The organism is Cryobacterium sp. TMT2-17-1 (genome assembly GCF_004402765.1).
Taxonomy (GTDB): Bacteria; Actinomycetota; Actinomycetes; order Actinomycetales; family Microbacteriaceae; genus Cryobacterium; species Cryobacterium sandaracinum.
This window is the reverse complement of the sequence record NZ_SOGC01000004.1, coordinates 1-24,465: the sequence shown is the minus strand read 5'-3', so window position 1 is coordinate 24,465 and position 24,465 is coordinate 1. Positions and strand designations below refer to the sequence as shown.

Here is a 24,465-nt window from a genome sequence, read left to right as displayed (position 1 = left end):
ACCCGCCATGAGCGATCTGAGCGCGCGTCGGTCACTGCCCGGACTAGCCTTCTCCGAGGAGTCGTTGCGACGGCTGGCCGCGCACCTCACCGACCGGTTCTCGGGCGTGTTCGGCGCCGAAACGATCGAACGGTACGTGCTCGAGTCGTACACGTCGCTCCTGCGCACGTCGACGGTCACGGCGTTCCTCGTGACCAACACGGGGCGCTACGCCACCGACCGCCTGACCGCTCTGGCCCAGGCAAAGGGCGCGATCGCGAAGGACGTCCCCGAGGTCCTGTTCGTCTGCGAGCAGAACGCGGGGCGGTCCCAGATGGCGGCGGTGATGACCCAGGCCCTGTCTGGCGGTCGGGTGCACGTGCGTTCGGCCGGTTCAGCGCCGGCAAAGGGACTGAACCCCACGGTGATGGCGGTGATGACCGAACTCGGCCTCAACCTGGACGAGGAGTTCCCGAAACCGCTGACGGATGACGTCGTGCAGGCCGCCGACGTCGTCGTCACCATGGGCTGCGGCGACGCCTGCCCGGTCTATCCGGGCAAGCTCTACCAGGACTGGAAGCTGGCCGACCCGGCCGATCAGCCGACCCCAGAGGTGCGTCGCATCCGGGACCAGATCCGGCATCAGGTCGAGGCCATGCTCACGACCCTCGGTGTCGACCCCGAGCCACTGCCGCTCCCCTAGCCCCTGCCCCTGCCACTGCCCCTGCCCCTGCCACCCCACCACCGCCACCGCCACCGCCGAGAGTCGCCGTTTCTGCCGACAGTCGCCCCTGCAACGGGGACTCTCGGCATCAACGGCGACTCTCGTCGCGCGGGCACGGGCGCGCGCAGGCACGCCCGAGGGCGCCGGCCCCTACTTGCGCACCAGCTTCGCCACCGTGAACCCGCCGGCGGCGACCGTCACGGTTCCCTTCTTCGGCGCCTTCTTGTCGACGGATGCGACGAGCTGGCCGGTCGCATCGAACGCCTCCTGCGCCAGCCGGTAGCCACGTGGCACGCCGACCGTGCGCACGCTGGTCTCGGTCGCCGCGCTGACGTACACCGTGGACTCCCCCGCCGACCCGGTCACCGTGATCGTCGAGATCAGCGGCTGGATCAGCAGCGCGTCAACGGATGCCGCCCCGTCGGCCATGCCGACGACCGCGGTGTCCGCCCCCGGCAGAGCCAGCTCGAGCGTGAGCGGGAACAGGCGTCCGGGGGCATCCGTGATGCCCTGAGCACCCGCGCCGCCGTTGCTCGTGCTGCCCAGCGTCGACGTCGCCGACGCCCAGGTTGTGGCCCCGGAGTCCGCCTCGGCCTGATTCACGATCGGGAAGACATTGCGAGCCTGGTCGGCAGCGGGAACCGGGATGCTCAGCGAGTCGCCCGCGCCCAGCGCCACGTAGGCGCCGCCGGAGAGGTTGGCCTCGCCGGTCCAGGACGACGGCGGCGTGACCACTGACCCGCCGCCCGTGATGGTGCCGGACTCGGCCTCGACGACACTGAGCCCGACGGTGGAGACGGTTTCGTCGATGCCGAGGGCCTTGACCTTCAGCGACGGATTCGCGTCCAGGGTGAGCATGGTCATCAGGGCATGGATGGTGGATTCGGCACCCGAATTGGGGTTGATCCGGCCGTCGGTTTCGATGCCGTCGATGGCCGTACCGGTTGCCGGGTTGTAGGCCGGAGCGCCGTTCGGGTTGGCGCCGAAGAACCAGGCGGCGGTCACTGCGGCGAGGTCGAGCAGCCCCGGGGCGTTCGCGGCCGCGGCGGTGGTGACGAGCCCCTGCACGCGAGAGTCGACGCCGTAGGCGATCTGCGCCTCACCCGGGGTGGGGCTCCAGGCGTTGTCCGGTCCGCCGGCGGCCAACAGCTGAGGGGTGAAGCGGGCAGCATCCTGCACGGCGGCGCCGAGCAAGTCCGTGCGTCCGAGCGCCGTGGACGCGGTGGCGATGGCAGCCGGGGCCAGTCCGCCCCAGGCGTGCCACAGGGTCTGCGACTTGTTCCACGGCATGATCGCGCCGAACGGCCACTCGGTGGCGGAGCCGGAGGACATCCCGGCGACCCCCTCGGTGAGCCGGGTCAGCGCGGTGCGGGCGGTGTCGTCGTCCGGGACGGCCGTGACGTAGGCGGCGAGGCCGAGCGCGGCCTCGGCGGAGGCATCCGCCCCGCCCGCGATGAGCCAGGCCGGCACGTTGACGCCGTCGGCCACATCGAAGGTGCCGTACTTGCCGAGCGACTGGCGCTCGAGGGAGTCGAGCGACAGGCGCAGGCGGTCCTGCAGGAACGCGGCAAACTCGGGGTCGGCATCCTGGAAGGCGGCGAAGCCCTCGCCGAGGGCCCAGACGGCGCGGGCCACCCAGTAGGACTCGGCCGAGTCGCTCGGGTCGGGCAGTTCCACCGGGCTGGCGCTGGGGGTGAGGGTGCCGTCGGGCTGCTGCCAGAGCACGACGTTTCCGGCGTTCGGACCGGTCGTGGTCTGCAGGTAGGTGAGGGAGCGCAGCGTCTGCACAGCGTGCTCGCGGCTGGTCTCGTCACCGGTCTGCTGCCAGTGGCGTAAGTAGACGACCGCGGTGCGGGCGATGTCGTCGGCGTTGTATGCGCCCTGGCTCCAGTGCCCGGTCGAGGGGTCGAGCGACCCGCCGCCGACCCTGCCGTAACTGCCGTCGGCCTGCTTATCGGCGTAGGTCCACGGCGCCTGGGCGGTGGGCTGCGCGTCGATTTCGTAGGTGGTGTGCCCCTCCACCGTGGCCAGCGGCACGGTGTCGAGCAGGAACGTGAGGTGGGACAGGTTGGTCAGCGGCGCGGACGCCGCGGCGGCGGGCCGGGTGGCGACGACTCCGGCCGGTGCACCGGATGCGCCGGCTGCACCGGATGGCGGTGCCGCGGCGGCCGCGGCGGTGCCGGCTCCGAGCAGGAGCAGCGAGACCGCGGCGGTGAGGGCCACGGCTTTCAGAGATCGCGGGCGGGGGGACTGTGAGCGAACAGCGTTGTACGTCATTTCTTCTCTCCTGGTTCAGCCTGAACCGGTTTGGTACAGCTAACTAAACCGGTTAAGGCGACGCGAGTCAAGAGAAGTGGCGCATTGCGTCCCCCATTCGGGGCTGGAGGGTCCCCGCATCGTCGAGAGTCGCCTCGTGTGCCGAGAATCGCCCGTGCAACGGGGACTCTCGGCACAATCGGCGACTCCCGCCGAGCGCGCGGGCGCCCGACCGGCTCAGCTTCGCGCGATCGGCACCTTCTTCGGCTCCTCGGCACCCTCGGGCACCGGCACGCGCACCTCGAGCACGCCGTCCCGGTAGGACGCCGTCACATCCTCTTCCTTGGCTCCGCGGGGCAGCGCAATGTCGCGCGTGAACGAGCCGTACCGGAACTCGGTCCGGTAACCGTCCTTGTCCTTGTGCTCGGTCTTTTCCTGCCGCTCGGCCTGGATGTGCAGCACGCCGTCGCTGACCGACACATCGACATCTCTTTCCGGGTCGATTCCAGGCAATTCCGCCCTCACAACCAGGCTGCCGCCGTCGCGGAATTCCTCCACCCGCAGGGCCGGAGTGTCCCAGTCGCCCTCGAAAAAGCGCCGCACCGGCTCCGGCATTTCGAAACGCTCGCGTTTTGCAAGTGCAGCCATGATTCGTCTCCTCCGTGTTGCCCGAATGTAGTCACTTGGATGTGGTCACCCGGATGTTGCTCCAGATGCCACACACAGTACCCCCGAGGCCCGTGCCACGCCGCGGCGATGGGGGCGACAGCGGCGACGGATGCCCGCGCAGCAGGTTCCCAGCGACCCCGCTTAACCTGAGCGAATGACCGTCATCCTGCAGCGCGATATCGCCAGCGAACGCACTTCCGCGCACCCGATCCGGCGCTTCCTGCGCCGGAGCCGCGCCTGGGTGGACCAGCATCCGCGGCTGCGCTGGCTCTACCGCACTGTGGTCGGCGTGCTCGGCTCCACGGTGGCCGTCATCGGGCTCCTCCTGGTGCCCCTGCCGGGGCCCGGCTGGCTGGTCGTCTTCCTCGGAATCGCGATCCTGGGCACGGAATTCCCCACCGCGCACCGCATCGCGGTGGCCCTCAAGCGCATCCTGACTACGGTCTGGGCGTGGTGGCGCTCCCGCCGGGCGCGCGCGTCCGCCGGAGGGTCGAGCGCTTCGGCTGGGTCCTAGGCCCGATCCGCCACCCCGCCCGCAGCGCCCGGGCCCGCGGCGCAGCTCGCCCGTACCTGGGCCGGCAGGGCGGTCAGATTCGCCCGCCGCTCGTCCGGAAGCCCGGCCGGGAGCAGGCCCGGCAGCAGCAGCGCCCACATCTCCTCCACCCGCTGGAAGAGGTCCGCCCGCCCGGTGAGCACCTGGGAGACGGTCTGCACGCCCGTGAAGGCGGGGCTGATGAAGTGCGCGGCGGCCTCTACATTCAGATCGGCCGAAACGTCGCCTTCATCGATCGCGCGTCGCAGCACCTTCCCGCAGACATCGATCCAGTCATGGAACGGACCGACCACCGGCACCGAGAAATTGGAGGCCTCCATGGTGAGACGGATGCCGGCACTCACCACCGGCTCGTCCCGCACCTGCGCCGCCAGCTCAAAAGTCATCAGGATGAGGGCTTGCAACCCGGGCACCGTGCCGTCCAGCAGCCTCTGGCCCAAGCCGATCGAGGCCTCGTGCTGCGCCTCGATCACGGCGAGCGCGAGCGCCTCCTTGGACGCGAAATGAAAATAGAGTGCGCCCTTGCTCACTCCGGCGGCGACTTCCAGTCCGGCCAGAGTCGTGCTGCCGTACCCGTGCTCCCGGAAGGCGACCGCCGCACCTCGGATGATCGCCGCCCGCGTTCCGATCGCCCGTTGTTGCTGCGCCATTCCACTCCTCGGTTATTCCGGTTTCCAGCGTAGCGACTGCCCGAACCGGGGTCGCACACGGCCCCGCGCATCCGTTGTATCGTCTCTGCCTCAATCGGCACCAATCTGCCTCAATCGACCCCACAGAAGATACCGTTTGGTATGGTTTAGGCACGGGACGCTGTGACTGGGGAAAACGGGCGTCTCAGGGGGTTCAACAGGGGAGGTCGTAATGATCGATAGTGCAGGCATGGTGCAGATGGCAGCACTCGGACTCGGCGGCCTCGCCGTTCTGGGCAGCGCGGCGCTGATCGCCGCCGCCCTGACACAGATCAGCCGGGCCATCCACCTGCGGCAGGCGGCGCGGGCGAGCTGGGTGCTGGCCGTCGTCTGCGCGCCGGTCTTCGGGGCGGTCGCCTGGTTCGCGGTCGGCAACCGGATCGACGCCGACCAGAGCTGACTGGAGCCGACCGCCGCCGGCGGTCGGCTCAGGTGTTCGGGCGCACGACCAGCACCGGGCACTTGGCGTGCCGCACGCACTGTTCGCTCACGGAACCCAGCAGCATGCCGCTGAGGCCGCCGCGGCCGCGGGAGCCGACCACGAGCATCCGTGCGCCTCGGGACACGTCGATCAGGGACTTCAACGGACTGGCGTAGACAGCCCGGTAGGTGACCTTCACGTCGGGGTGCTTGGCCACCTCGGCCATCACGGCCTCGCCGAGCTCAATGCGCACCGCGTCGGCATAGTCCTCGATCGACGCGACATAGCCGAATTCCCAGTTGGCCGGGCGCGGCGCCGTGTCGATGGACCACGCGCGCACCAGCACGACCGGTGCGTGCAGCTGCTCGGCGAGGTCGAGCGCCACGGTCACGGCGTGATCGGCGTGACCCGATCCGTCGTGTCCGACGACGATGCTGTCGCTGGAAACGGGAGTCTGTTCTGGCTGTGTGTCAGGCATGACCCCAAGCTACTCCGGGGGCCCGGGTCGCGACGCGCGCGCTGCTGCGTGTCGGCCGCCTGCTCCCAGCCCCTTCCCGCAGTGCCCCGGTAAGGTCTCCCCTATGACGTACCTGGGCACGCCGCGTCGACGACAGACCGCACTGGCGATGGTCGTCACTCTGGCCGTGCTGGGCGCTGGTCTGGCGCTGGCCGCGTCGGTGCACACCACCGACGAAGCAGCCGCGCCTACCGGTTTCGCCCCCGGTGCGATCATCAGCGACTACAACTTCTACAACGCCGACTCCCTGAACGAGGGCGAGATCCAGTCGTTCCTGGGGGAGCGCTCCTGCATCCCCCGTGACGGCTCACCGTGCCTGGCCGACTACGAGGAGAACACGATCTCCCAGCCGGCCCACGGCGAGGGGCACTGCACCGCCTACCCCGGGGGCCGCAACGAGTCGGCCGCCCGCATCATCGCGAAGGTGTCCGCGGCCTGCTCCATCAGCCCGAAGGTGCTGCTCGTGCTGCTGCAGAAGGAGCAGTCCCTGCTTACCCGGCCGAGCGCATCCGGTTATCTGCGCGCCACCGGCTACGGCTGCCCCGACACGGCCGACTGCGACACGGCGTACTTCGGCTTCTTCAACCAGGTCTACCGTGCCGCCTGGCAGTTCCGGCAGTACACCCAGGAGCCCGAGCGCGCCTACAAGATCGGAACCGTGCGCGTGGGCTTCAATCCGGATGCGAGTTGCGGGGTGTCCTCCGTCACCATCGAGAACCAGGCCACCGCGAACCTCTACAACTACACGCCGTACCAGCCCAATTCCGCCGCGCTGGCACGCCCGGGCACCGACGGCGACGGATGCTCGACGCACGGCAACCTGAACTTCTGGCGGTTCTACAACCAGTGGTTCGGGGCGTCGGAGGCCGTGGGCTATCCCACGGCGTTCAACTCGTGCCTGAACCTCGTCGGCGGCCAGCCCTGCCGCAAGCACGGGCTGTTGCCGACGCCCTGAGCGGTCCCGACGGTTCGCGTTTCCGCGCTGGTTTCTCCGCCGGTTTCTCCGCGCAGAGCGTAATCGCCCCGAGGTCCTGGGGCTCCGCCGGGTCCGGTCGCCCGGCCGGGCGAACACCCGTGACCTGGCACTCTCAATCCCTGATCAGGCGGTATTCCTGGCCCGAATGTGCGCGCACCGGACGGTGACGGGGCCCGGTGACACACCCGACCGGAACAGCTGGGCAGCCAACCCGATTCCCAGCCCGCACGGACCGGCCCCCCACTCCCGGTACCTAAACTCCTCCGATGACTACGAACGGTCGATCGGGTTTTTCGCCGACCGGCCGCCGCAATCGAAAGGATCCACTTTGAACAAGCACACGATCTCCCCGGCAGCCGACACCTCCCGCACCAAGCGCGTCGCCCTCGGCGCCGCCTCCGTGCTGACCGCCGGAGCCCTTCTCGGCGTCGGCGCGCAGGGCGCCACCGCCGCCCCTCAGAGCGCCGAGCCCACAACGAGTTTCAGCTCGAGTGCCGGCACGCGCGGGGATGCCGGCGCCACGGCGAACGGCGAATTCCTGGCGTCGCTTTCGGCCGAACTTCGCGCAGACCTTTCCCACGGGCAGAGCGGCAATGTGAAGGCCCAGAAGGTGGCCACCACCCTCTCCGAGCACGCCGAGCTGTTCGACACCCTGCCGGCGAACCTGCAGGATGACCTGACCGCGCTCACGGACGCCTCCGGGGCGACCGACCGGGCCGCCGCCGTCGACACCGTGCGCACCACCGCGCTGGCCGGCGGCTACGGCGAGGAGATCACGAAGATCGCCGAGGCCGTGCGGGACAACCCGGAGCACCCGTTGACCGCCGCCATGGAGGCCGCCCTGGGCAGTGACCTCGGCACCGCGCCGGGCACCGCGGACACCGACCCGACCGCGGACGCCGGATCCTCGGTGACGGAACTGGCCCTCAAGCTGGCGGACAACCCCGCGCTCCTCGACAACCTGCCGGCCGACCTGCAGGCCGACCTGGCCGAGCTGAAGAACGCGCCCGCCGCCGAGCAGGAGGCCGCCGCGCAGAAGCTCGAAGAATCCGCCCTCAGCGGCGACTACGGCAGCGTGGTCCAGAAGATCGCCGAGCGGGTCCAGGCACACGTGGCTGCCGAGGCTGACGCCGGTGCCCGTGCCGACGCGGGGGCCGGTGCCGACGCGGACATTCACGCCGGAAACTAGCACCCGCATTAGAACGGATGCCCGGACGCGCAGTGCGCGTTCGGGCATCCGTCTGCCTTGTCCCCCATTCGGGGACTGACCGCCCGGAGGCGGCGCGGCTAGGATCGCCTCACCCGAGCGGCTGACCCGACAGCTCCGGCAACGCGTTCCCAAGGCGATTCTCATGGGCACCACAGGACCCCGAAGTTTTCGCTCCCCCGCGGTTTTCGCTGCCCCGCCGCTGTCCCCGGCCGGGCATCCGCAGGACGACTCCCGCGGCGCAGAGCCTGACCGGCGAGTGCACGCGCTCGGGGCGTGGGCGGGTCGCTCACGACTCACCATCGCCGCCTGGCTCGTCGGGCTGGCCGTCACCAGCGCCCTGTTGTGGAGCCCCGCCGTGGTCTTCGGGGTCCGCAATCCCTCGGCTCACCTCGTTCTCGACTCGGTCGACGCCTGCGTGGCGTTGCTGGTGGCGTCCCTCGTGTTCGGTCGGTTCCTGCGGCACGGCCGGCTGCAGGATCTGCTGCTCTTCCAGGGTCTCGTGCTGCTTGCCGCGGCGGGCCTGGGCCTGACCTACCTGACCGAGGTGCTCGGCGGAATCCGCGCGGAAACGCTCGACATCTGGCTTCCGCTGGCCATCCGGGTCGTGGGCGCCCTGCTGATCCTGGCCGCTGCCCTGGCGCACACGCGACCCGCGAAACGGATGCTCCGGCGCCGGCTGCTGGCGCTGGTTCCCCTCCCCCTGGTGGCCGCGGTCTACCTCGCCCTCTGGACCGGCCGGGACCGGCTCCCCGTGGCGTTCGACCCGGGTTCCGCCCCGGTTTCCGCGGAGAACGCGCTCCTGACGGGCCATCCCGTGCTGCTCCTCGCCCAGGGCGCGGCGGCCGTGAGTTTCTTCATCGCCTCGGTGGCCTTTGCGTCACAGTCGGCCAAACGGGACGACGAACTGCTCCGCTGGCTCGGCCCGGCCTGTGCGCTCGGGGCGTTCGCCCGCCTGAACTACGTGCTCTTCCCATCCCTGTACACGGACTGGCTCTACACCGGGGATCTTCTCCGCACCGGCTGCTACCTGCTGCTGCTGGTCGGCGCGGCGCGGGAGATCCGGACCTACTGGCGGGCGCAGGTCACCGCGGCGGTGCTCGATGATCGGCGGCGGCTCGCCCGCGAGCTGCACGACGGAGTGATTCAGGAGCTCGCCTATATCCGCGCGGAAAGCCACGCCATTCCCGTGGATGTCGCATCCGGCATCCGTATCGTCAACGCCTGTGATCGCGCCCTCGACGAGGCGCGGGCGGCCGTGCAGGCGCTCGGACGCACGAGCGATGAGCCGCTGAGTTTCACCGTTCACCGGGCGGCCACGGAGCTGGCCGCGAGGTACGGAATCGACCTGCGGGTCGACCTCGATGAGGCCATCACCGTCGATTCGGAGCAGCAACACGCGCTGATGCGCATCACCCGGGAGGCGGTGTCCAACGCGGTGCACCACGGCAAAGCCATGGGGGTGCACATCCGGCTCAGCGAGGCCGGAGGCCGTCGGCGCCTCGCGATTGCGGACGACGGGGTGGGGTTCGATGTGCCGGCCGGCACCGACACAACCGGTTACGGCCTGGTCAGCATGCAGGCTCGGGCGCGGGCGCTTCCGGGCACGTTCAACGTGGAGGCACGACCCGCGGGCGGAAGCGTGGTGACGGTCCAGTGGTAGACGGCACCGGCATCCGCGTCGTCATCGCCGACGACCATGCCCCGATACGATCGCTGATCCGCCAGGCCCTCGAGGCCGGTGGCTGCGAAATCTGCGGCGAGGGAGCAAGCGCAGCGGATGCGATCCGGCTCGCCCTCGATCACCGCCCCGACGTGGTGCTGCTCGATATCAACATGCCGGGGAATGGGATCCACGCCGCCCGGGAGATCGGCCGGAGCCTGCCGGAGACGCCCATCGTGATGCTCACGATGTCGAAGGACGACGACGACCTCTTCGATTCCCTGCGCGCGGGTGCCTCAGGCTACCTGCTCAAGGATACCGATCCCGGCGCTCTGCCGGGTGCGCTGCGGGCTGTTCTGGCGGGCGAGGCGGCCATGGCGCCGGAGCTCATGCTGCGGGTGCTCGGCGAGTTCCGGGCGCCCGCGCGGCGCCGCTTCCTGCGCCGCTCCGTGGCCGCGAGCAAGCTCAGCGCGCGGGAGTGGGAGGTGATGGAGTTGCTTGCGGAGGGAAACTCCACCAAGGCGGTAGCCGCCCGGTTGTTCGTGTCGCCGACGACGGTGCGGGTGCACGTCTCGGCTGTGCTCCGCAAGCTCGCCCTCACGGACCGCGAGAGCGCTTTCGAGCGGCTCCGTGACGAACGCGGCGAGCGGGGCTCACCTCGGTCGTAGAGCCTGGCGGGCCGCGGCGGCCGGCACGATTCCCGCGTCTGGGGGCGCAGGACGGAAGGCCCCGAGTTCCGCTCGGGGCCTTCCGTGTTCCGCTTGCGCTCGGTGCCTACTTCAGCATGAAGTTGGCACTGATCGTGGAACCGTCCTGGGCGGTCATGGTGACCACGGCGCAGGTACCCGGCTTCTTGGGGGTCTGCCAGTTCTGGATGAACTGCCCCGACGTCGAGTCATACCGCAGGCTCGTGCCACCCGTGGTGGTGAGTTCGATCGCATCCGTCACCGCGGACGAACCCGGGCAGGTCACGGCCGTGGCGGTGAAGCTCTTGACGGCCGAGACGCTGGTGAGTTCGGCACCGGAGAAGATCTCGAACTTCAGCGGGACGGAGCTGCCGCCCTTCACCGTGTTCCAGACGTTGGCTCCCATATCGACCGGGGCGTAGAAGCCCTTCAGGGACCAGGCCAGCACCGTGTACGCGACCCTCGACGTGCTCGTATTGCCGGCCGTGTCGGTGGCGGTCGCCAGGTACGAGTGATCCCCGACTCTGGTGCCGCCGCCGGTCACGACGCAGGAGGCAATTCCGGACAGGGCGTCGGTCGCGTAACAGCTGGGCGCGGCCGGGTTGCTTCCGTACTGGTAACTACCGGTGGGGCCGCCCAGGAGAGCAACGGTGGGTGCGGTCGTGTCGATGTCGATCCCCGACACGCTCGCGGTCGCGGTGTTGCCGGCCCGGTCGGTCGCGGCGCCCGTCACTGACTGGCCCGCCCCCTCGACCAGGGTCACGTCGCCCGCACAGGTGGCGATGCCGGATCCCGCATCACGGCAGGTGAAGCCGACGACGACGTCCGCCGCGTACCAGCCGGCGGCGTTGGGGGCGGCCGGGTCGAGGGTGGACGAGATGGTCGGGTCGACGGAGTCGATGTTGATCCCGGTCGTCGTCACGGTCGTCGTGTTGCCGGCCTTGTCGGTCACGGTACCCGTCACCGACCGGTTCGCGCCGTCCGGCAGGGTTGTGTCGCCCGGGCACGTGGCGATTCCGGACCCTCCCACATCCTCACACGTGAAGTGGACGATGACGCCCGCGTCCGTTGTGTACCAGCCGTCGTTGCCCTCGGGGGCGACCGGGTTGAGAGTGTACGAAATGGTCGGGTCGACGGTGTCGATGTTGACCACCGCTGCGGTCGCGTCAGCGGTGTTGCCGGCGTTGTCCGTCGCGGTGCCGGTCACGTTGTTCACACCGTCGGTCAGGGTGATGTCGGCCGGGCAGGCGGCGATGCCGGACCCGCCGACATCCGTGCAGGTGAAGTCGACTGTGACGAAGCTCGTGTACCAGCCGTTGGCGTTCGCGTCGACCGGGTCGAGCGTGTACGAAATGGTCGGGTCGACGGTGTCGATGTTGACCACCGCTGCGGTCGCGTCAGCGGTGTTGCCGGCGTTGTCCGTCGCGGTGCCGGTCACGTTGTTCACACCGTCGGTCAGGGTGATGTCGGCCGGGCAGGCGGCGATGCCGGACCCGCCGACATCCGTGCAGGTGAAGTCGACTGTGACGAAGCTCGTGTACCAGCCGTTGGCGTTCGCGTCGGCCGGGTCGAGCGTGTACGAAATCGTCGGGTCGACGGTGTCGACGGTGATCCCGGACACTGTCACGGACGCGGTATTACCGGCATTATCGGTCGCGGTACCCGTCACCGACTGGTCCGCACCGTCCATCAGGATCACGTCGGCCGGGCACGTGGCGATGCCGGATCCTCCGACGTCTTCACACGCGAAGTGGACCAGGACGCCCGAGTCCGTCGTGTACCAGCCATTGGTACCGTCGGGGTCTACCGGGTTGAGCGTGTACCCGATGGTCGGGTCGACCGTGTCGACGACCGTGTAGGTCACCGTCGCCGTTGGGGCGTTGAGCCCGCCGGCGTCGGTGTAGTCGCAGGTCGTGGTCTGGGTGCCGAGGCCATTCAGCAGCGCCCCGGTGGTCACGGAGGCGGCCGTGGGGTTGACGTCTTCGGCGTCGACCACCAGGCAGGTGGCGGTCGGCACGGTACCGATTTCATAGCTGGCCCCGTTGCTCACCCCGTTGACCGAGACCGAAGGCGCGGTGTTCGTCGGAACCGGCTGGGTGATGCTAATGGGGATACCGACCTGGTTCTTGAATTCTCCGCCGCCGGCCGGCTGCGCCAGGATGAGGACCGTCACGGTACCGCTCTGGGCAGCGGTGCCCGCTGTGAAACTGACCGGGAAATCGTCGGTGCAGTTCGTGATGACCATGGGGTTGGGGCTGGCCGTGACGCCGGAGGGTGCGACCACGGTGAGTTTCAGCGGGCTATCACCCGCATCGATGTTGCATCCGATGTCGCCGTCACTCTTGCCGTTGGCGTTGAGCCTCATCGTGGCGCTTCCGGCCGTTTCCGATCCCGCAACGAGGGTGACACTGGCCGAACCCTCGATGCTGTCCTGAATGATGTCCGCGTAGGCAACCCCACCGAAGGCCAGGACGCTCACCGCCGTGATGGCGGTGATCGTCGTTGCGATACCCGTTCGCTTCAATATTCGTTTCATGGTGGCTGCCCCTGCGCTCGGCGGGAAAACCCTCGGGTGGGCCATCCCTCCCACGAAGGTATGTCTGCGCCGGATCCTCGGGAACGGCGGGGGCGTTCAAACAGCTAAACGCATGGTCCCAGGACCGTTTGAATCCCTAAACGCGTCAGAACCTCGGCACACATGCCCGGTCAGGGGTGCCCGCGCCATAATGGCGCCATGGCCGAAATCAAGACGCAGCCGACGGATGCCTCCGTCGAGGACTTCCTGGATGCCGCGACGCCCGCCCGCCGCCGCGCGGACGGCAAGGCCCTCGACGCGCTCTTCCGCGAGGTGACGGGCGCCGACCCTGTCCTGTGGGGTCCATCGATCGTGGGCTACGGCAGCTACCGCTACGTGTCGCCCGCGAACCCGCGCACCCGCGGAGACTGGCCGAAGACGGGGTTCTCTCCGCGCAAGGCGCAACTGTCGATCTACGGGCTCAAAGACCTCCCCGAGGGCGCCGCGCTCCTCCCGCGGCTCGGCGCGTACACGGAGGGGGCGGGGTGCGTCTACGTGAAGAAGCTCGACGACATCGACCTCGGTGTTCTGCGTCGGCTGGTCGCGATCGCCTGGTCCCGGGGCGACGACCCCGCGCCGGCGGCGGCCACGGAGTAGGTGGCCGGCCCGCACCCCGTCGAAACAGACAGTTCCGGTCGAGTTCGCCCGGCATAGCGGGCGACCTCGACCGGAACTGTCGACGTCGGCGGTGCGGTCACACGATCGGGACTAGAAGTCCCAGTCGGCGTCTTCCGTGTTGACGGCCTTGCCGATGACGTAGGAGGAGCCCGACCCGGAGAAGAAGTCGTGGTTCTCGTCGGCGTTCGGCGAGAGCGCGGCCAGGATGGCCGGGTTCACGTCGGTGACGGTCTTCGGGAACATGGCCTCGTAGCCGAGGTTCATCAGCGCCTTGTTGGCGTTGTAGTGCAGGAATTTCTTGACGTCCTCGGTCAGGCCGTGCTCGTCGTAGAGGTCCTGCGTGTACTGGATCTCGTTCTCGTAAAGCTCGAACATGAGATTGAAGGTGTAATCCTTGATCTCATCGCGGCGCTCCTGCGACGACGCCTCGAGCCCCTTCTGGAACTTGTAACCGATGTAGTAACCGTGTACGGCTTCGTCCCGGATGATCAAACGGATGAGGTCGGCCGTGTTGGTGAGGCGGGCGCGGCTCGAGAAGTACATCGGCAGGTAGAAGCCCGAGTAGAACAGGAACGACTCGAGCAGAACCGAGGCGACCTTGCGCTTGAGCGGGTCGTCGCCCTGGTAGTACTTCATCACGATCTCGGCCTTGCGCTGCAGGTTGACGTTCTCCGTCGACCAGCGGAACGCCTCGTCGATCTCCTTCGTCGACGCGAGGGTCGAGAAGATCGAGGAGTAGCTCTTGGCGTGCACGGACTCCATGAACGCGATGTTCGTGTAGACGGCCTCTTCATGGGGCGTGATCGCATCCGGAATCAGCGACACGGCACCCACAGTGCCCTGGATCGTGTCGAGCAGGGTCAGCCCCGTGAACACGCGCAGGGTGAGCTGCTGCTCCGCCGGGGTGAGCGTGGCCCAGGACTGCACGTCGTTTGACAGCGGGACCTTCTCCGGCAGCCAGAAGTTGTTCGTGAGGCGGTTCCAGACCTCGACGTCTTTTTCGTCTTCGATCTTGTTCCAGTTGATCGCGTCAACGTGGGAGACGAGCTTGAGCTTGTCAATCATTGGTTGTTCCTTAGTCGGCGGTGCATAGGCGATTCAGCGTTCGGAGAGCTCGGGTTCGGGGAGCTCGGGGCAAACTCACTCAGAGAGCGCAGGAAACACAACCCTCGACCTCGGTGCCCTCGAGGGCCATCTGGCGCAGACGGATGTAGTAGATGGTCTTGATGCCCTTTTTCCACGCGTAGATCTGCGCGCGGTTGATGTCGCGGGTGGTGGCGGTGTCCTTGAAGAACAGCGTCAGCGACAGGCCCTGGTCGACGTGCTGCGTGGCAGCGGCGTAGGTGTCGATGACCTTCTCGTAGCCGATCTCGTAGGCATCCTGGTAGAACCCGGTGTTGTCGTTCGTCATGAACGGCGCCGGGTAGTAGACGCGGCCGAGCTTGCCTTCCTTGCGGATCTCGATCTTCGACGCGATCGGGTGGATCGATGCGGTCGAGTTGTTGATGTAGGAGATCGACCCGGTCGGCGGCACGGCCTGCAGGTTCTGGTTGTAGATGCCGTGCTCCACAACGGATGCCTTGAGCTCGGCCCACTCTGCCTGCGTGGGAATGTGCACGTCGGCCTGCGCGAACAGCTCGGCGCCGCGCGCGGTGGCCGGCTCCCAGATCTGGTCGGTGTACTTGTCGAAGAACGTGCCGGAGGCGTAGGTGGAGTCTTCGAAGCCGACGAACGCATTGCCGCGCTCGATGGCCAACTTGTTCGAGGCGCGGAGGGCGTGGAACAGCACCGTGTAGAAGTAGATGTTGGTGAAGTCGATGCCCTCCTCGCTGCCGTAGTAGATACGCTCCCGGGCGAGGTAACCGTGCAGGTTCATCTGGCCCAGGCCGATGGCGTGCGACTTGTCGTTGCCGTCTTCGATCGAGCGCACGGAGGAGATGTGGCTCTGCTCCGACACCGAGCTGAGGCCGCGGATGGCGGTCTCGACGGTCTTGCCGAAGTCGGGCGAGTCCATGGACAGGGCGATGTTCATCGACCCGAGGTTGCAGGAGATGTCCTTGCCGATCTGGTCGTACGACAGGTCCTCGTTGTAGGTGGTCGGGGTATTGACCTGGAGGATCTCCGAGCAGAGATTCGACATGTTGACGCGACCCTTGATCGGGTTCGCCGCGTTGACGGTGTCCTCGAACATGATGTACGGGTAGCCGGACTCGAACTGGATCTCGGCGAGCGTCTGGAAGAAGTCGCGGGCTTTCATCTTGGACTTCTTGATGCGCGGGTCGTCAACCATCTCGTGGTACTTCTCGCTGACGGAGATGTCGGCGAACGGCACCCCGTAGACGCGCTCGACGTCGTAAGGCGAGAACAAGTACATGTCCTCGTCTTTCTTCGCCAGCTCGAACGTGATGTCGGGCACGACCACGCCGAGGGACAGCGTCTTGATGCGCACCTTCTCGTCGGCGTTCTCACGCTTGGTATCGAGGAAGCGCATGATGTCGGGGTGGTGCGCGTGCAGGTAGACCGCGCCGGCACCCTGACGGGCACCGAGCTGGTTGGCGTAGCTGAAGGAGTCTTCGAGCAGCTTCATCACCGGGATGATGCCGCTGGACTGGTTCTCGATCTGCTTGATCGGTGCACCGGACTCACGGATGTTGCTGAGCAGCAACGCGACGCCGCCGCCGCGCTTCGACAGCTGCAGCGACGAGTTGATGCCGCGGGAGATCGACTCCATGTTGTCTTCGATACGGAGCAGGAAGCAGGAGACGAGCTCCCCGCGCTGCGCCTTCCCGGAGTTCAGGAAGGTGGGGGTGGCGGGTTGGAAACGCCCCGCGATGATCTCCTCGACGAGGGAGATCGCGAGCTGCTCGTCACCCTGAGCGAGGCCCAGCGCGGTCATCACGACTCGGTCTTCGAAACGCTCGAGGTACCGTTTTCCGTCAAACGTCTTCAGCGTGTACGAGGTGTAGTACTTGAACGCGCCGAGAAAGGTCTGGAAGCGGAATTTCTTCGAGTACGCCAGCTTGTTGAGGTCGGTGATGAACTCGAACGAGTACTGGTCGAGCACGGCCTGCTCGTAGTATTCCTTCTCGACGAGGTAGTCGAGGCGTTCGCGCAACGTGTGGAAGAACACCGTGTTCTGGTTGACGTGCTGCAGGAAGAACTCCCGCGCAGCCTCGCGGTCCTTCTCGAACTGGATTTCCCCGTTCGGGCCGTACAGGTTGAGCATGGCGTTGAGGGAGTGATAATCCATCGCCAGGCCGGGAGCCGGGTGAGCCATGGTCTTCACGGCTGTTGCTTCCAAAATGATTCCAATCCGTCGTGGACGATGCGCACATCATCCGGAGTTCCAAATACTTCAAAGCGAAACATGTGGGGCACCTTGCACTTCTGGGCGATGATGTCCCCGGCGAGGCAGTAGCCGGTGCCGAAGTTCGTGTTGCCCGCGCCGATGACGCCGCGGATGAGCGAGCGGTTCTGCTCGTCGTTCAGGAACGTGATGACCTGTTTGGGCACCGCTCCCTTGCTGTCGCCGCCGCCATACGTCGGCACGACCAGCACGTAAGGTTCGCTGACCTGGAGCGGCTCATCGCGCGCGTAGATCGGGATGCGAGCGGCCGGGCGACCCAACTTCTCAATGAAGCGGTGCGTGTTGCCCGAGGTGCTGGAGAAATACACGATATCGGTCATGGAACACCTCCTGTTGCTGAGAAGTCGGCACGCCAAACGACGCTTTTTTACGGACTGTTGCGACGCCACCCCCTGGCGCCGCGGTGCTACGCGAGGCGCTGCGCGAGTTCGTTGATCTTGTCGGGGCGGAAGCCCGACCAGTGATCTTCGTCGGTGATAACGACGGGAGCCTGCAGGTAGCCCAGGGCCTTGACGGCTTCCAGGGCGTTCTCGTCGAGCGAGAGGTCGAGGATTTCGTATTCGATGCCCTTGTTGTCCAGGGCGCGGTAGGTCGCAGTGCACTGCACGCAGGAGGGCTTGGTGTAGACCGTGATTGCCATGGAGGGCCTTTCTCGTCGTTCAGGGATCAGTATTCAAAATCGGTTCAAACATCAGTGCTCAAAATCGGTTTTCATGTGAAATCTGAAGTTCAAGGCGTGCTGTGTGTTGAACTTCAATACTACATCTAGTGATGCTCGAAGGGAATGGCCACTACATACAGTAGTTACAAGTATGTAGTTATCCACCGACATTCCACCGGTTGTGCACAGCCCCACGGATGCGAGTCGAGCCGAATCACGCGGAATGCGGCAAAGTTATCCACAGGCAGCGCAGGGGCAGAACTCGAGCCTGTGGAAACCCTGTCGGCGTGTCGCTCGCCCTGAGGCGCGCCGCGAACGCGGTCGCCCAATCCCAGCGGTCGAAGCTGCAGGGCATGGTCGATCATGGCGACGCTCACGAGAAAGCTCGTGCTTGCCGCGGACGCGTGCGACAGCACGAGCGGCCGGCCCGCGGCCGCGACCGTCGAAAGCACAAACGGGCGGTAGCGCTGATCGGGATCGGCGGAACGCCGCAACTCCCCCGAAACGTAGATGCCGCGGCGCGTGCGCACGAGTTCACCGCGGCGGATCAGGGCGTCGACGGCGTGTGAGTTGAGGCCGCGTTCCCGGAGCGCGGCATAGGTGACGAGCCCGTCGAAGCGGGCGCTGACGATGTCGAGGAGTTTGGTCTCACCTCACCCTGCGGGCGGCGGCAGCGAGCCGGACACGCGAGAGGGCCGGCCCCCGTGAGGAGCCGGCCCTGGTGTCGAGATGCTGTGATGCAGGTGTACTGCCGGGTTGTTACTCGGTCAGCGGGGCGAGATTCGGGTCGTTCGCGTATGCCTCGGACGCGTTTTCCTTGGTCACGATGACCGGGGGCAGCAGGTAGGCCGGGACGACGATCTTGCCGTTGTCGTAGGACTCGGTGTCGTTGACCTCGGGGGTGTCGCCCTTCTGGAGAACGTTGACCATCTCGATGGCCTTGTCAACGAGCACGCGGGTGTCCTTGTTGATGGTGGAGTACTGCTCGCCGGCCATGATCGACTTGACCGACTCGACCTCGGAGTCCTGCCCGGTGACGACTGGGATGTCCTTGCCGGCGGCCTTCACCGAGGTGATGATCGCACGAGCGAGGGTGTCGTTCGGGGAAAGAACGCCATCGAGCGTCTTGTCGCCGTACGTGCTGGTAAGCAGCGCGTCCATGCGGCTCTGAGCGTTCTCAGCCTTCCAGCCGGCGGTCGCCGTCTGCTTGATGTCGGTCTGGCCGGAGGCGACGACGAGGGTTCCGTCATCGATCTTCGGCTGCAGCACGCTCATCGCGCCGCCGAAGAAGACGGCGGAGTTGGCGTCATCCGAGGAACCGGAGAACAGCTCGATGTTGTACGGGCCTTCCGGCTTCTTCGTGGCCAGTCCGTCCAGGAGCGCCTGGCCCTGGAGTTCGCCGACATTGAAGTTGTCGTAGGCGACGTAGTAGTCCACGGCCTCGGTGTTCAGGATGAGGCGGTCGTAGGCGATCACGATGGCGCCGGCGTCGCGGGCCGACTGCACCTGGGTGGCGAGCTGGCCACCGTCAGCGGCACCGATGATGATGACCTTGGCACCGTTGGTGACCATGGCCGAGATCTGGTCCTGCTGGTCCTTGACCGTGGTCGAGGCACCGGCATACTGCACGTCGCCCTTGTAGCCGGCCTCCTTGAGGCCGTCTTCGAAGAGCCCGCCGGCGAGGACCCAGTTCTCAGAGGTCTTTGAGGGGAGGGCGACGCCGATGACCGAATCCTGGGCGAAGCCGGCAGCAGCGCCGTCTTCGCCGGCGGTGTCCGTGCGGGTGGAGCAACCTGAGAGTGCCATCAAGGCCACTGCGGCGATCGCAGTTGTCGCAAGAATCTTTCGCATTGTCGATTTCTTTCTGTTCGTTGTGGTTTGGTGAAGGGAAAAATCTGGGCTAGTTGGGCCGCGTGGCCTGCGGCCGCGCGCTCTCCGGGGTGCCCGTGTCGGGCACGACCAGGGGTGGCTCCGCCGGGAATTCGGCAGTCTTCTTCTTCTGGGTCAGGAGGCCGATGATCGAGGGACGACCCTGGCTCTTGTTCCACACGTCGACACCCACGGCCACCAGGAGCACCATGCCCTTGATGATCTGAACCCAGTCGGAGCCGACACCCAGCAGCTGCAGGCCGTTGTTCAGCACCGCCATGACGAGACCACCGATGATGGAGCCTACGACGGTTCCGATTCCGCCGGACACGGCAGCGCCACCGATGAACACGGCGGCGATCGCATCGAGCTCCCAGCTGAGGCCGTCCTGCGGGCCGGAGGCCACCGAGCGGGCCACGAAGATCATGCCGGCCAGGGCCGAGAGGATCGACATGTTCATCATGACGAGGAAGTTCACCCGACGGGACTTGACCCCCGAGAGTTCGGCGGCGAGCTTGTTGCCGCCGACCGCGTAGACGTGACGGCCGAAGATCGTGTTACGAGTGACGAACGCGTAGAAGAGAACGAGCACTCCGAGGATGATTCCGGAGACCGGGAAGCTTGTGCCGACGCGGCCACCGGCGAAGAGGACGGATGCGTAGACGATGACGGCACAGAGAAGGGCGACTTTCACGATGCTCACCCACAGCGGTGCGGGCGTCGAACCCATGATCTTCTGAACCCGGCGGGCACGCCATTCGGAGTAGACGACCGCGACCACGATGATGAGCCCCAGAAGCAGGGTCAGGTTGTTGTAGCCCGTGTTCGGGCCGACCTCAGGAAGGTAGCCGGAGCCGATGATCGTGAAGCCGTCAGGAACGGGGACCGTGTTGGCGTTACCGATGACCTGGTTGCCGCCGCGGAAGATGAGCATGCCGGCCAGGGTGACGATGAAGGCGGGAACCCCAACGTAGGCAACCCACGCACCTTGCCAGGCGCCGATCAGCATTCCCACAAACAGCCCGAGCAGGATGGCCAGCGGCCACGGGAAGTTCCAGTCCCGCATCGCGGTGGCCACCACGATGCCGACGAAAGCGGCAACGGATCCGACCGACAGGTCGATGTGGCCGGCGATGATCACCATGACCATGCCGATGGCGAGGATGAGGATATAGGAGTACTGGCTGACCAGGTTGATCAAGTTGCCGGACGACAGCGTCAGTCCGTCGGTCAGGTACTGGAAGAGCAGAATGATGGCGATCAGGCTGAAGAGGATGCCGAACTGCCGCAGGTTCGAGCTGCCGCTGCCGAAGATCTTCTTCAGATCACCAAGAGCGCCTCTGCGAGTACTCGTGTCTTCACTCATATGCTCTGAACCTTCTTCCGTGCGGAGGTCATACTTTTCATCAGGGTTTCGGGATCGGCGGACTCCGCCGGGATGCAGTCGGTGATCGCACCCTCGAAGACCGTGTAGATCCGGTCGGCGAGGCCGAGGAGCTCCGGGAGCTCAGAAGAGATCAGGATGACTCCCTTGCCCTGTTCGGCGAGCTGCTGGATGATGCCGTAAATCTCGTATTTCGCGCCGACGTCGATGCCACGGGTCGGCTCGTCCAGGATCAGCAGGTCAGGGTCCGTGAACATCCACTTGGCCAGAACGACCTTCTGCTGGTTGCCGCCGGAGAGTTTGGAGACGCCCGCATTGACGCTGGGTGTCTTGATCCGCAGGCTTTTGCGGTATTGCTCGGCGATTCCGAATTCTTTGGAGTCGTTCACGACCTGCCCGGCCGAGATCTTCGAGAGCTTGGCCGAGACGACGGAACGCTTGATGTCGTCGAGCAGGTTCAGGCCGAGTGCCTTGCGGTCCTCGCTCACGTAGGCGAGGCCGTGGTCGATCGCGTCGGCCACGCTCTTCAGGACGATTTCCTTTCCGTCCTTGTAGAGGTGGCCGGAAAGGAAATTGCCGTAGGAGCGCCCGAAGATGCTCATCGCCAGTTCGGTGCGCCCGGCGCCCATCAGGCCGGCGATGCCCACGATCTCACCCTTGCGCACGTTCAGGCTGGAACCCTTCACGACCATGCGCTCGGCGACCTGCGGGTGCTGCACGGTCCAGTCACGCACCTCGAAGAAGACCTCGCCGATGTGCGGTGTGCGGTCCGGGAAACGGCTCTCTAGGCTGCGCCCGACCATGCCCCGGATGATCCGGTCTTCGTTGACTCCGTCGGCCACGACATTCAGGGTTTCGATCGTCTTGCCGTCGCGGATGATCGTGATCGAGTCTGCGACCTGTTCGATCTCGTTGAGCTTGTGGGAGATCATGATCGAGCTGATTCCCCTGCCCTTCAGCCCGCGGATCAGGTCCAGCAGATGCATGGAGTCCGACTCGTTCAGGGCCGCGGTCGGCTCATCGAGGATGAGCACCTTGACCGACTTGTTGAGGGCCTTGGCGATCTCGACCAGCTGCTGCTTGCCGACGCCGATGTTCTTGATCAGGGTGTCGGGGTCGTCCCGCAGCCCGACGCGCGCCAGCAACTCGAGCGCCGTCTTCTTGGCGGTGATCCAGTCGATTGCACCCCACTTGGTCGGCTCGTTGCCGAGGAAGATGTTCTCGGTGATGGAGAGTTCCGGGATGAGCGCAAGTTCCTGGTGGATGATGACGATGCCCGCTTCTTCGCTCGAGCGGATGTCCTTGAAGTGCACGTTCTGACCCTGGTAGATGATGTCGCCCGTGTATGTGCCGGAGGGGTAGACCCCGGAGAGCACTTTCATCAGGGTGGACTTGCCGGCACCGTTCTCGCCGCAGATCGCGTGGATCTCGCCGCGATTCACCGTGATGGAGACGTCCGACAGGGCCTTGACCCCGGGAAACTCCTTGGTGATGGACCGCATCTCAAGGATTACGTGGTCAGTGGACATCGTTGGACTCCTCACGCCCGGGGGCCACTACAGGTATCCCATACCGACAACGGAATGGACGCGCGAAGGATCATCCCGCTCCCGCTCAGCAGGGCGGCAGCGGAGCTGCCGGGCAGGTGGAAAAGTGTGCTCACAAGCTTGACCTCAATGTCATGCGTTTGGAAAAAAGTGCTGGAGATCGAGTCCATGTGACCGATCACATTGACACTATAGACCCGGTGATAGTCCCGGTGTCAAGTTTCGTTTTGTCACGCTTGCGTAACAGGCTGTTGCTCCCCTGAGCGGGGTCTGAGGTCAGGACATTCCGCCGAGCCCAGCCGGCTCACGGACGGTCCCGGCGGGGCGGCTTACCACTTCTTTAGTGCTGTGCGGAAACAGGGAACTGCTCGACAATGCGCTCAAGGAACTCCGGAGAGAGTCGCGGGGGAGAGCGAACCCTTCACGGGTGATCGAGGCGAGGTCGCGCATGTGCCGAACTCAGAACGCGGGCGGTGCGGTCGAGCCGCGCACGATGAGCTCGGGAATGATCGGGTCGCTCCGCTCGATCGGTACCCCGCCGCTGAGGTTGCTGAGCAGAAGGGCGATGCACCGCCGCCCGAGTTCGGCAAAGTCCTGGCGCACTGTCGTGAGCGGTGGCCAGAAGTGTGCCGCTTCGGGAATATCGTCGTAGCCGACGATACTCATGTCGCGCGGCAGGTCGAGGCCCGCCTCGCGGCAGGCGTGCATGAACCCGAGCGCCATCAGATCATTCGACGCGAAGATGGCCGTGAAGTCCCGCCTCCGGAGCAGTTCTCGTCCGGCACGGTATCCGAAGTCGGCGGTCCAGTCGCCCAGAATCGGCGCCATGGTCGGCACATCCATTTCCCACATCTCGTCGAGGAAGCCGCGCATTCGGGCCTCGGCCTCAATCCAGTCCTGGGGTCCGGCAAGGTGGTAGATACTCCGATGGCCGAGGTCGATCAGGTGCCGCGTGGCCTGTCTGGCACCGGTCATCTGGTCGACGGACAGGGAATTGTCGAGGCGGCCGGTGGACTGCAGGGTGACGAACGGCACGTCGATGGACAGCTGTTCCAGGGCGTCGAAGACCCGCACCTGCGGCGCGATCACGACGATGCCCTCCACGGACTGGTTCATCAGGTGCTCCAGCGCCGCCTCGATCGACTCCGTGTCGACGGATGTGAGGTTCGCGGTGTTGACGTAATAGCCGGCTTCCTGGGCGGCGTCCTGGATGGCGGCGATGCTGCTCGCCGGCCCGTAGGCACTCTCCGCCGAGAGCAGGCCGATGGTGCGCGAACGCCCGCGCGACAGTGCGCGGGCCGCCCGGTTCGGCCGGTACTGCAGGTCTTCCATGACCTGCAACACCTTCGCCTTGGTGGAATCACGGATGCTGGGGTGGTCGTTGAGCACGCGCGAAACGGTCTGATGCGAGACCCCCGCGAGGCGCGCCACATCACGGATGCTCGGGGCACGCCCCTTGGGCAGATCGATAGTCACAGGAAGACCTTGTTGGCATGTGCACGGTCACAATTGTGAACGCAAATCAAGTATGCACTCCGGTGAGGCTGCGCGAGGCACCTCACTGCGGACTCCTGCCATGCCCCCTGCGACGGGGTGACCGGGCAAACGCAGCGGATCGACGACGAATGCCGCCGCAGGCATGTTGAGCCGGGCTTGATTCATATAACAGAATACGATGCCCTGCGCGCCGACTCTCAATGCTCTACCAACCGCACGGCCACCGCCACATTCACACCCACACCCACACCCACACCCACACCCTGCGTTGGGCCCGCCGCACCCGGTATCAAACCAATTCGACGGAGATTTTCGCGTGTAACCGCTCTCTTGGCCCATTCAGTGCCGATTTGGGCAAAATCTCGGCTCTCCTGCTGCTTCTGTGGGTTAATCCCGGCCGGGGAGTGCGGGTTTGTGGCCGCCGAGGCTGAGCATGGCGAGGGCGATGAGGGCGTCGGGTGATTTGAAGCCGAAGGCGATGCGGGTAATGAGCCGGAGCTTGGTGTTCATGGATTCGATGCGGCCGTTGGAGAGGCCGTGCTCGATCGATGCAAGGATCGCGGCCCGGTGCTTGACGATGGAGCGTTGGAGTTTCACGAACGACGGG

Annotated in this window: 23 protein-coding genes; 9 read left to right on the top strand and 14 right to left on the bottom strand. The window is 66.2% G+C overall.

The genetic code is table 11. The features are described from left to right. Window positions 1–7 precede the first annotated feature (7 nt). Window positions 8–682, top strand: coding sequence for an arsenate reductase ArsC (locus E3O47_RS00800; RefSeq protein ID WP_134415059.1), 675 nt, complete (start codon window positions 8–10; stop codon window positions 680–682). 171 nt (window positions 683–853) lie between these two features. Here E3O47_RS00800 and E3O47_RS00795 read toward each other — a convergent pair whose 3' ends face one another. Both E3O47_RS00795 and E3O47_RS00790 read right to left on the bottom strand, forming a co-directional pair. Continuing rightward, window positions 854–2,980, bottom strand: coding sequence for a hypothetical protein (locus E3O47_RS00795; RefSeq protein WP_134419317.1), 2,127 nt, complete (start codon window positions 2,978–2,980; stop codon window positions 854–856). 216 nt (window positions 2,981–3,196) lie between these two features. Beyond that, window positions 3,197–3,607 (bottom strand): Hsp20/alpha crystallin family protein, encoded by a 411-nt coding sequence (locus tag E3O47_RS00790; protein ID WP_104099262.1) that lies wholly within the window; start codon window positions 3,605–3,607, stop codon window positions 3,197–3,199. A gap of 175 nt (window positions 3,608–3,782) precedes the next feature. Between E3O47_RS00790 and E3O47_RS00785 the strand changes: the two genes are divergently transcribed. After that, on the top strand, window positions 3,783–4,142 hold the full coding sequence (locus E3O47_RS00785; protein WP_104099263.1) for a TIGR02611 family protein: 360 nt from the start codon (window positions 3,783–3,785) through the stop codon (window positions 4,140–4,142). Here the strand turns inward: E3O47_RS00785 and E3O47_RS00780 are convergent. After that, on the bottom strand, window positions 4,139–4,831 hold the full coding sequence (locus tag E3O47_RS00780; RefSeq protein ID WP_134415057.1) for a ScbR family autoregulator-binding transcription factor: 693 nt from the start codon (window positions 4,829–4,831) through the stop codon (window positions 4,139–4,141). The genes E3O47_RS00785 and E3O47_RS00780 overlap by 4 nt on opposite strands. A 211-nt stretch (window positions 4,832–5,042) precedes the next feature. Here E3O47_RS00780 and E3O47_RS00775 point away from each other — a divergent pair, with 211 nt between their 5' ends. After that, entirely contained in the window at window positions 5,043–5,270 is a 228-nt protein-coding gene (locus tag E3O47_RS00775) for a PLDc N-terminal domain-containing protein (RefSeq protein WP_104099265.1), read from the top strand. Window positions 5,271–5,298: 28 nt separating this feature from the next. On the opposite strand, the gene E3O47_RS00770 is transcribed toward E3O47_RS00775, so the two are convergent. Continuing rightward, a complete protein-coding gene (locus tag E3O47_RS00770) occupies window positions 5,299–5,769 on the bottom strand; it encodes a universal stress protein (protein ID WP_104099266.1) in 471 nt (156 codons plus the stop codon). Window positions 5,770–5,872: 103 nt separating this feature from the next. Here E3O47_RS00770 and E3O47_RS00765 point away from each other — a divergent pair, with 103 nt between their 5' ends. The 4 genes from E3O47_RS00765 to E3O47_RS00750 all read left to right on the top strand — a co-directional run bounded on the left by E3O47_RS00765 (window position 5,873) and on the right by E3O47_RS00750 (window position 10,322). Beyond that, on the top strand, window positions 5,873–6,763 hold the full coding sequence (locus E3O47_RS00765; RefSeq protein ID WP_174720192.1) for a hypothetical protein: 891 nt from the start codon (window positions 5,873–5,875) through the stop codon (window positions 6,761–6,763). Window positions 6,764–7,112: 349 nt separating this feature from the next. Next, window positions 7,113–7,973, top strand: coding sequence for a hypothetical protein (locus tag E3O47_RS00760; RefSeq protein ID WP_134415056.1), 861 nt, complete (start codon window positions 7,113–7,115; stop codon window positions 7,971–7,973). Window positions 7,974–8,136: 163 nt separating this feature from the next. Beyond that, window positions 8,137–9,654, top strand: coding sequence for an ATP-binding protein (locus E3O47_RS00755; protein ID WP_134415055.1), 1,518 nt, complete (start codon window positions 8,137–8,139; stop codon window positions 9,652–9,654). Next, on the top strand, window positions 9,648–10,322 hold the full coding sequence (locus tag E3O47_RS00750) for a response regulator transcription factor (protein ID WP_134343221.1): 675 nt from the start codon (window positions 9,648–9,650) through the stop codon (window positions 10,320–10,322). The genes E3O47_RS00755 and E3O47_RS00750 overlap by 7 nt, the downstream gene beginning before the upstream one ends. Window positions 10,323–10,428: 106 nt before the next feature. Here the strand turns inward: E3O47_RS00750 and E3O47_RS00745 are convergent, their stop codons facing one another. Further along, window positions 10,429–12,876 carry a PxKF domain-containing protein gene (locus tag E3O47_RS00745; protein ID WP_134419316.1) on the bottom strand — a complete coding sequence of 816 codons (2,448 nt, stop codon included), beginning with the start codon at window positions 12,874–12,876 and terminating at the stop codon, window positions 10,429–10,431. A 198-nt stretch (window positions 12,877–13,074) separates the two neighbouring features. Between E3O47_RS00745 and E3O47_RS00740 the strand changes: the two genes are divergently transcribed. Next, complete coding sequence (locus E3O47_RS00740; protein ID WP_134342306.1) at window positions 13,075–13,512, top strand: DUF1801 domain-containing protein; 438 nt, start codon at window positions 13,075–13,077, stop codon at window positions 13,510–13,512. A 111-nt stretch (window positions 13,513–13,623) separates the two neighbouring features. On the opposite strand, the gene nrdF is transcribed toward E3O47_RS00740, so the two are convergent. The 4 genes from nrdF to nrdH all read right to left on the bottom strand — a co-directional run bounded on the left by nrdF (window position 13,624) and on the right by nrdH (window position 17,540). Further along, the gene (gene nrdF / locus E3O47_RS00735; protein WP_104099273.1) at window positions 13,624–14,598 is read right to left on the bottom strand and encodes a class 1b ribonucleoside-diphosphate reductase subunit beta; all 975 of its coding nucleotides are present in this window, start codon (window positions 14,596–14,598) and stop codon (window positions 13,624–13,626) included. A 79-nt stretch (window positions 14,599–14,677) separates the two neighbouring features. Then, entirely contained in the window at window positions 14,678–16,810 is a 2,133-nt protein-coding gene (gene nrdE / locus E3O47_RS00730; RefSeq protein WP_104099283.1) for a class 1b ribonucleoside-diphosphate reductase subunit alpha, read from the bottom strand. Window positions 16,811–16,815: 5 nt separating this feature from the next. Beyond that, window positions 16,816–17,220: a class Ib ribonucleoside-diphosphate reductase assembly flavoprotein NrdI gene (gene nrdI / locus E3O47_RS00725; RefSeq protein ID WP_104099274.1), complete on the bottom strand. Its 405-nt coding sequence runs from the start codon at window positions 17,218–17,220 to the stop codon at window positions 16,816–16,818. Window positions 17,221–17,306: 86 nt separating this feature from the next. Continuing rightward, window positions 17,307–17,540, bottom strand: coding sequence for a glutaredoxin-like protein NrdH (gene nrdH, locus E3O47_RS00720; RefSeq protein ID WP_104099275.1), 234 nt, complete (start codon window positions 17,538–17,540; stop codon window positions 17,307–17,309). 308 nt (window positions 17,541–17,848) lie between these two features. Here nrdH and E3O47_RS16330 point away from each other — a divergent pair, with 308 nt between their 5' ends. Then, window positions 17,849–18,130 (top strand): hypothetical protein, encoded by a 282-nt coding sequence (locus E3O47_RS16330; protein WP_241973025.1) that lies wholly within the window; start codon window positions 17,849–17,851, stop codon window positions 18,128–18,130. Window positions 18,131–18,320: 190 nt separating this feature from the next. Here E3O47_RS16330 and E3O47_RS00710 read toward each other — a convergent pair whose 3' ends face one another. The 5 genes from E3O47_RS00710 to E3O47_RS00690 form a co-directional block, all read right to left on the bottom strand. Beyond that, window positions 18,321–19,412 carry a sugar-binding protein gene (locus E3O47_RS00710; RefSeq protein ID WP_104099277.1) on the bottom strand — a complete coding sequence of 364 codons (1,092 nt, stop codon included), beginning with the start codon at window positions 19,410–19,412 and terminating at the stop codon, window positions 18,321–18,323. A 49-nt stretch (window positions 19,413–19,461) separates the two neighbouring features. Further along, on the bottom strand, window positions 19,462–20,796 hold the full coding sequence (mmsB, locus tag E3O47_RS00705; RefSeq protein ID WP_134371968.1) for a multiple monosaccharide ABC transporter permease: 1,335 nt from the start codon (window positions 20,794–20,796) through the stop codon (window positions 19,462–19,464). Further along, window positions 20,793–22,343: a multiple monosaccharide ABC transporter ATP-binding protein gene (mmsA, locus tag E3O47_RS00700; RefSeq protein WP_104099279.1), complete on the bottom strand. Its 1,551-nt coding sequence runs from the start codon at window positions 22,341–22,343 to the stop codon at window positions 20,793–20,795. The genes mmsB and mmsA overlap by 4 nt, the downstream gene beginning before the upstream one ends. A 477-nt stretch (window positions 22,344–22,820) precedes the next feature. Next, window positions 22,821–23,837 (bottom strand): LacI family DNA-binding transcriptional regulator, encoded by a 1,017-nt coding sequence (locus E3O47_RS00695; RefSeq protein WP_104170404.1) that lies wholly within the window; start codon window positions 23,835–23,837, stop codon window positions 22,821–22,823. 408 nt (window positions 23,838–24,245) lie between these two features. Further along, a partial coding sequence (locus tag E3O47_RS00690; RefSeq protein ID WP_166785295.1) for a transposase occupies window positions 24,246–24,465 on the bottom strand: 220 nt, incomplete at its 5' end.

Coding starts and splice junctions, on each gene's coding strand:
- mmsB (WP_134371968.1), bottom strand. CDS start 20,796: ATGAGTGAAGACACGAGTACTCGCAGAGGCGCTCTTGGTGATCTGAAG.
- nrdI (WP_104099274.1), bottom strand. CDS start 17,220: ATGACCGATATCGTGTATTTCTCCAGCACCTCGGGCAACACGCACCGC.
- E3O47_RS00780 (WP_134415057.1), bottom strand. CDS start 4,831: ATGGCGCAGCAACAACGGGCGATCGGAACGCGGGCGGCGATCATCCGA.
- E3O47_RS00785 (WP_104099263.1), top strand. CDS start 3,783: ATGACCGTCATCCTGCAGCGCGATATCGCCAGCGAACGCACTTCCGCG.
- E3O47_RS00790 (WP_104099262.1), bottom strand. CDS start 3,607: ATGGCTGCACTTGCAAAACGCGAGCGTTTCGAAATGCCGGAGCCGGTG.
- E3O47_RS00745 (WP_134419316.1), bottom strand. CDS start 12,876: ATGAAACGAATATTGAAGCGAACGGGTATCGCAACGACGATCACCGCC.
- E3O47_RS00755 (WP_134415055.1), top strand. CDS start 8,137: ATGGGCACCACAGGACCCCGAAGTTTTCGCTCCCCCGCGGTTTTCGCT.
- E3O47_RS00765 (WP_174720192.1), top strand. CDS start 5,873: ATGACGTACCTGGGCACGCCGCGTCGACGACAGACCGCACTGGCGATG.
- E3O47_RS00740 (WP_134342306.1), top strand. CDS start 13,075: ATGGCCGAAATCAAGACGCAGCCGACGGATGCCTCCGTCGAGGACTTC.
- mmsA (WP_104099279.1), bottom strand. CDS start 22,343: ATGTCCACTGACCACGTAATCCTTGAGATGCGGTCCATCACCAAGGAG.
- nrdF (WP_104099273.1), bottom strand. CDS start 14,598: ATGATTGACAAGCTCAAGCTCGTCTCCCACGTTGACGCGATCAACTGG.
- E3O47_RS00795 (WP_134419317.1), bottom strand. CDS start 2,980: ATGACGTACAACGCTGTTCGCTCACAGTCCCCCCGCCCGCGATCTCTG.
- E3O47_RS00800 (WP_134415059.1), top strand. CDS start 8: ATGAGCGATCTGAGCGCGCGTCGGTCACTGCCCGGACTAGCCTTCTCC.
- E3O47_RS00710 (WP_104099277.1), bottom strand. CDS start 19,412: ATGCGAAAGATTCTTGCGACAACTGCGATCGCCGCAGTGGCCTTGATG.
- nrdH (WP_104099275.1), bottom strand. CDS start 17,540: ATGGCAATCACGGTCTACACCAAGCCCTCCTGCGTGCAGTGCACTGCG.
- E3O47_RS00770 (WP_104099266.1), bottom strand. CDS start 5,769: ATGCCTGACACACAGCCAGAACAGACTCCCGTTTCCAGCGACAGCATC.
- E3O47_RS00775 (WP_104099265.1), top strand. CDS start 5,043: ATGATCGATAGTGCAGGCATGGTGCAGATGGCAGCACTCGGACTCGGC.
- nrdE (WP_104099283.1), bottom strand. CDS start 16,810: ATGGCTCACCCGGCTCCCGGCCTGGCGATGGATTATCACTCCCTCAAC.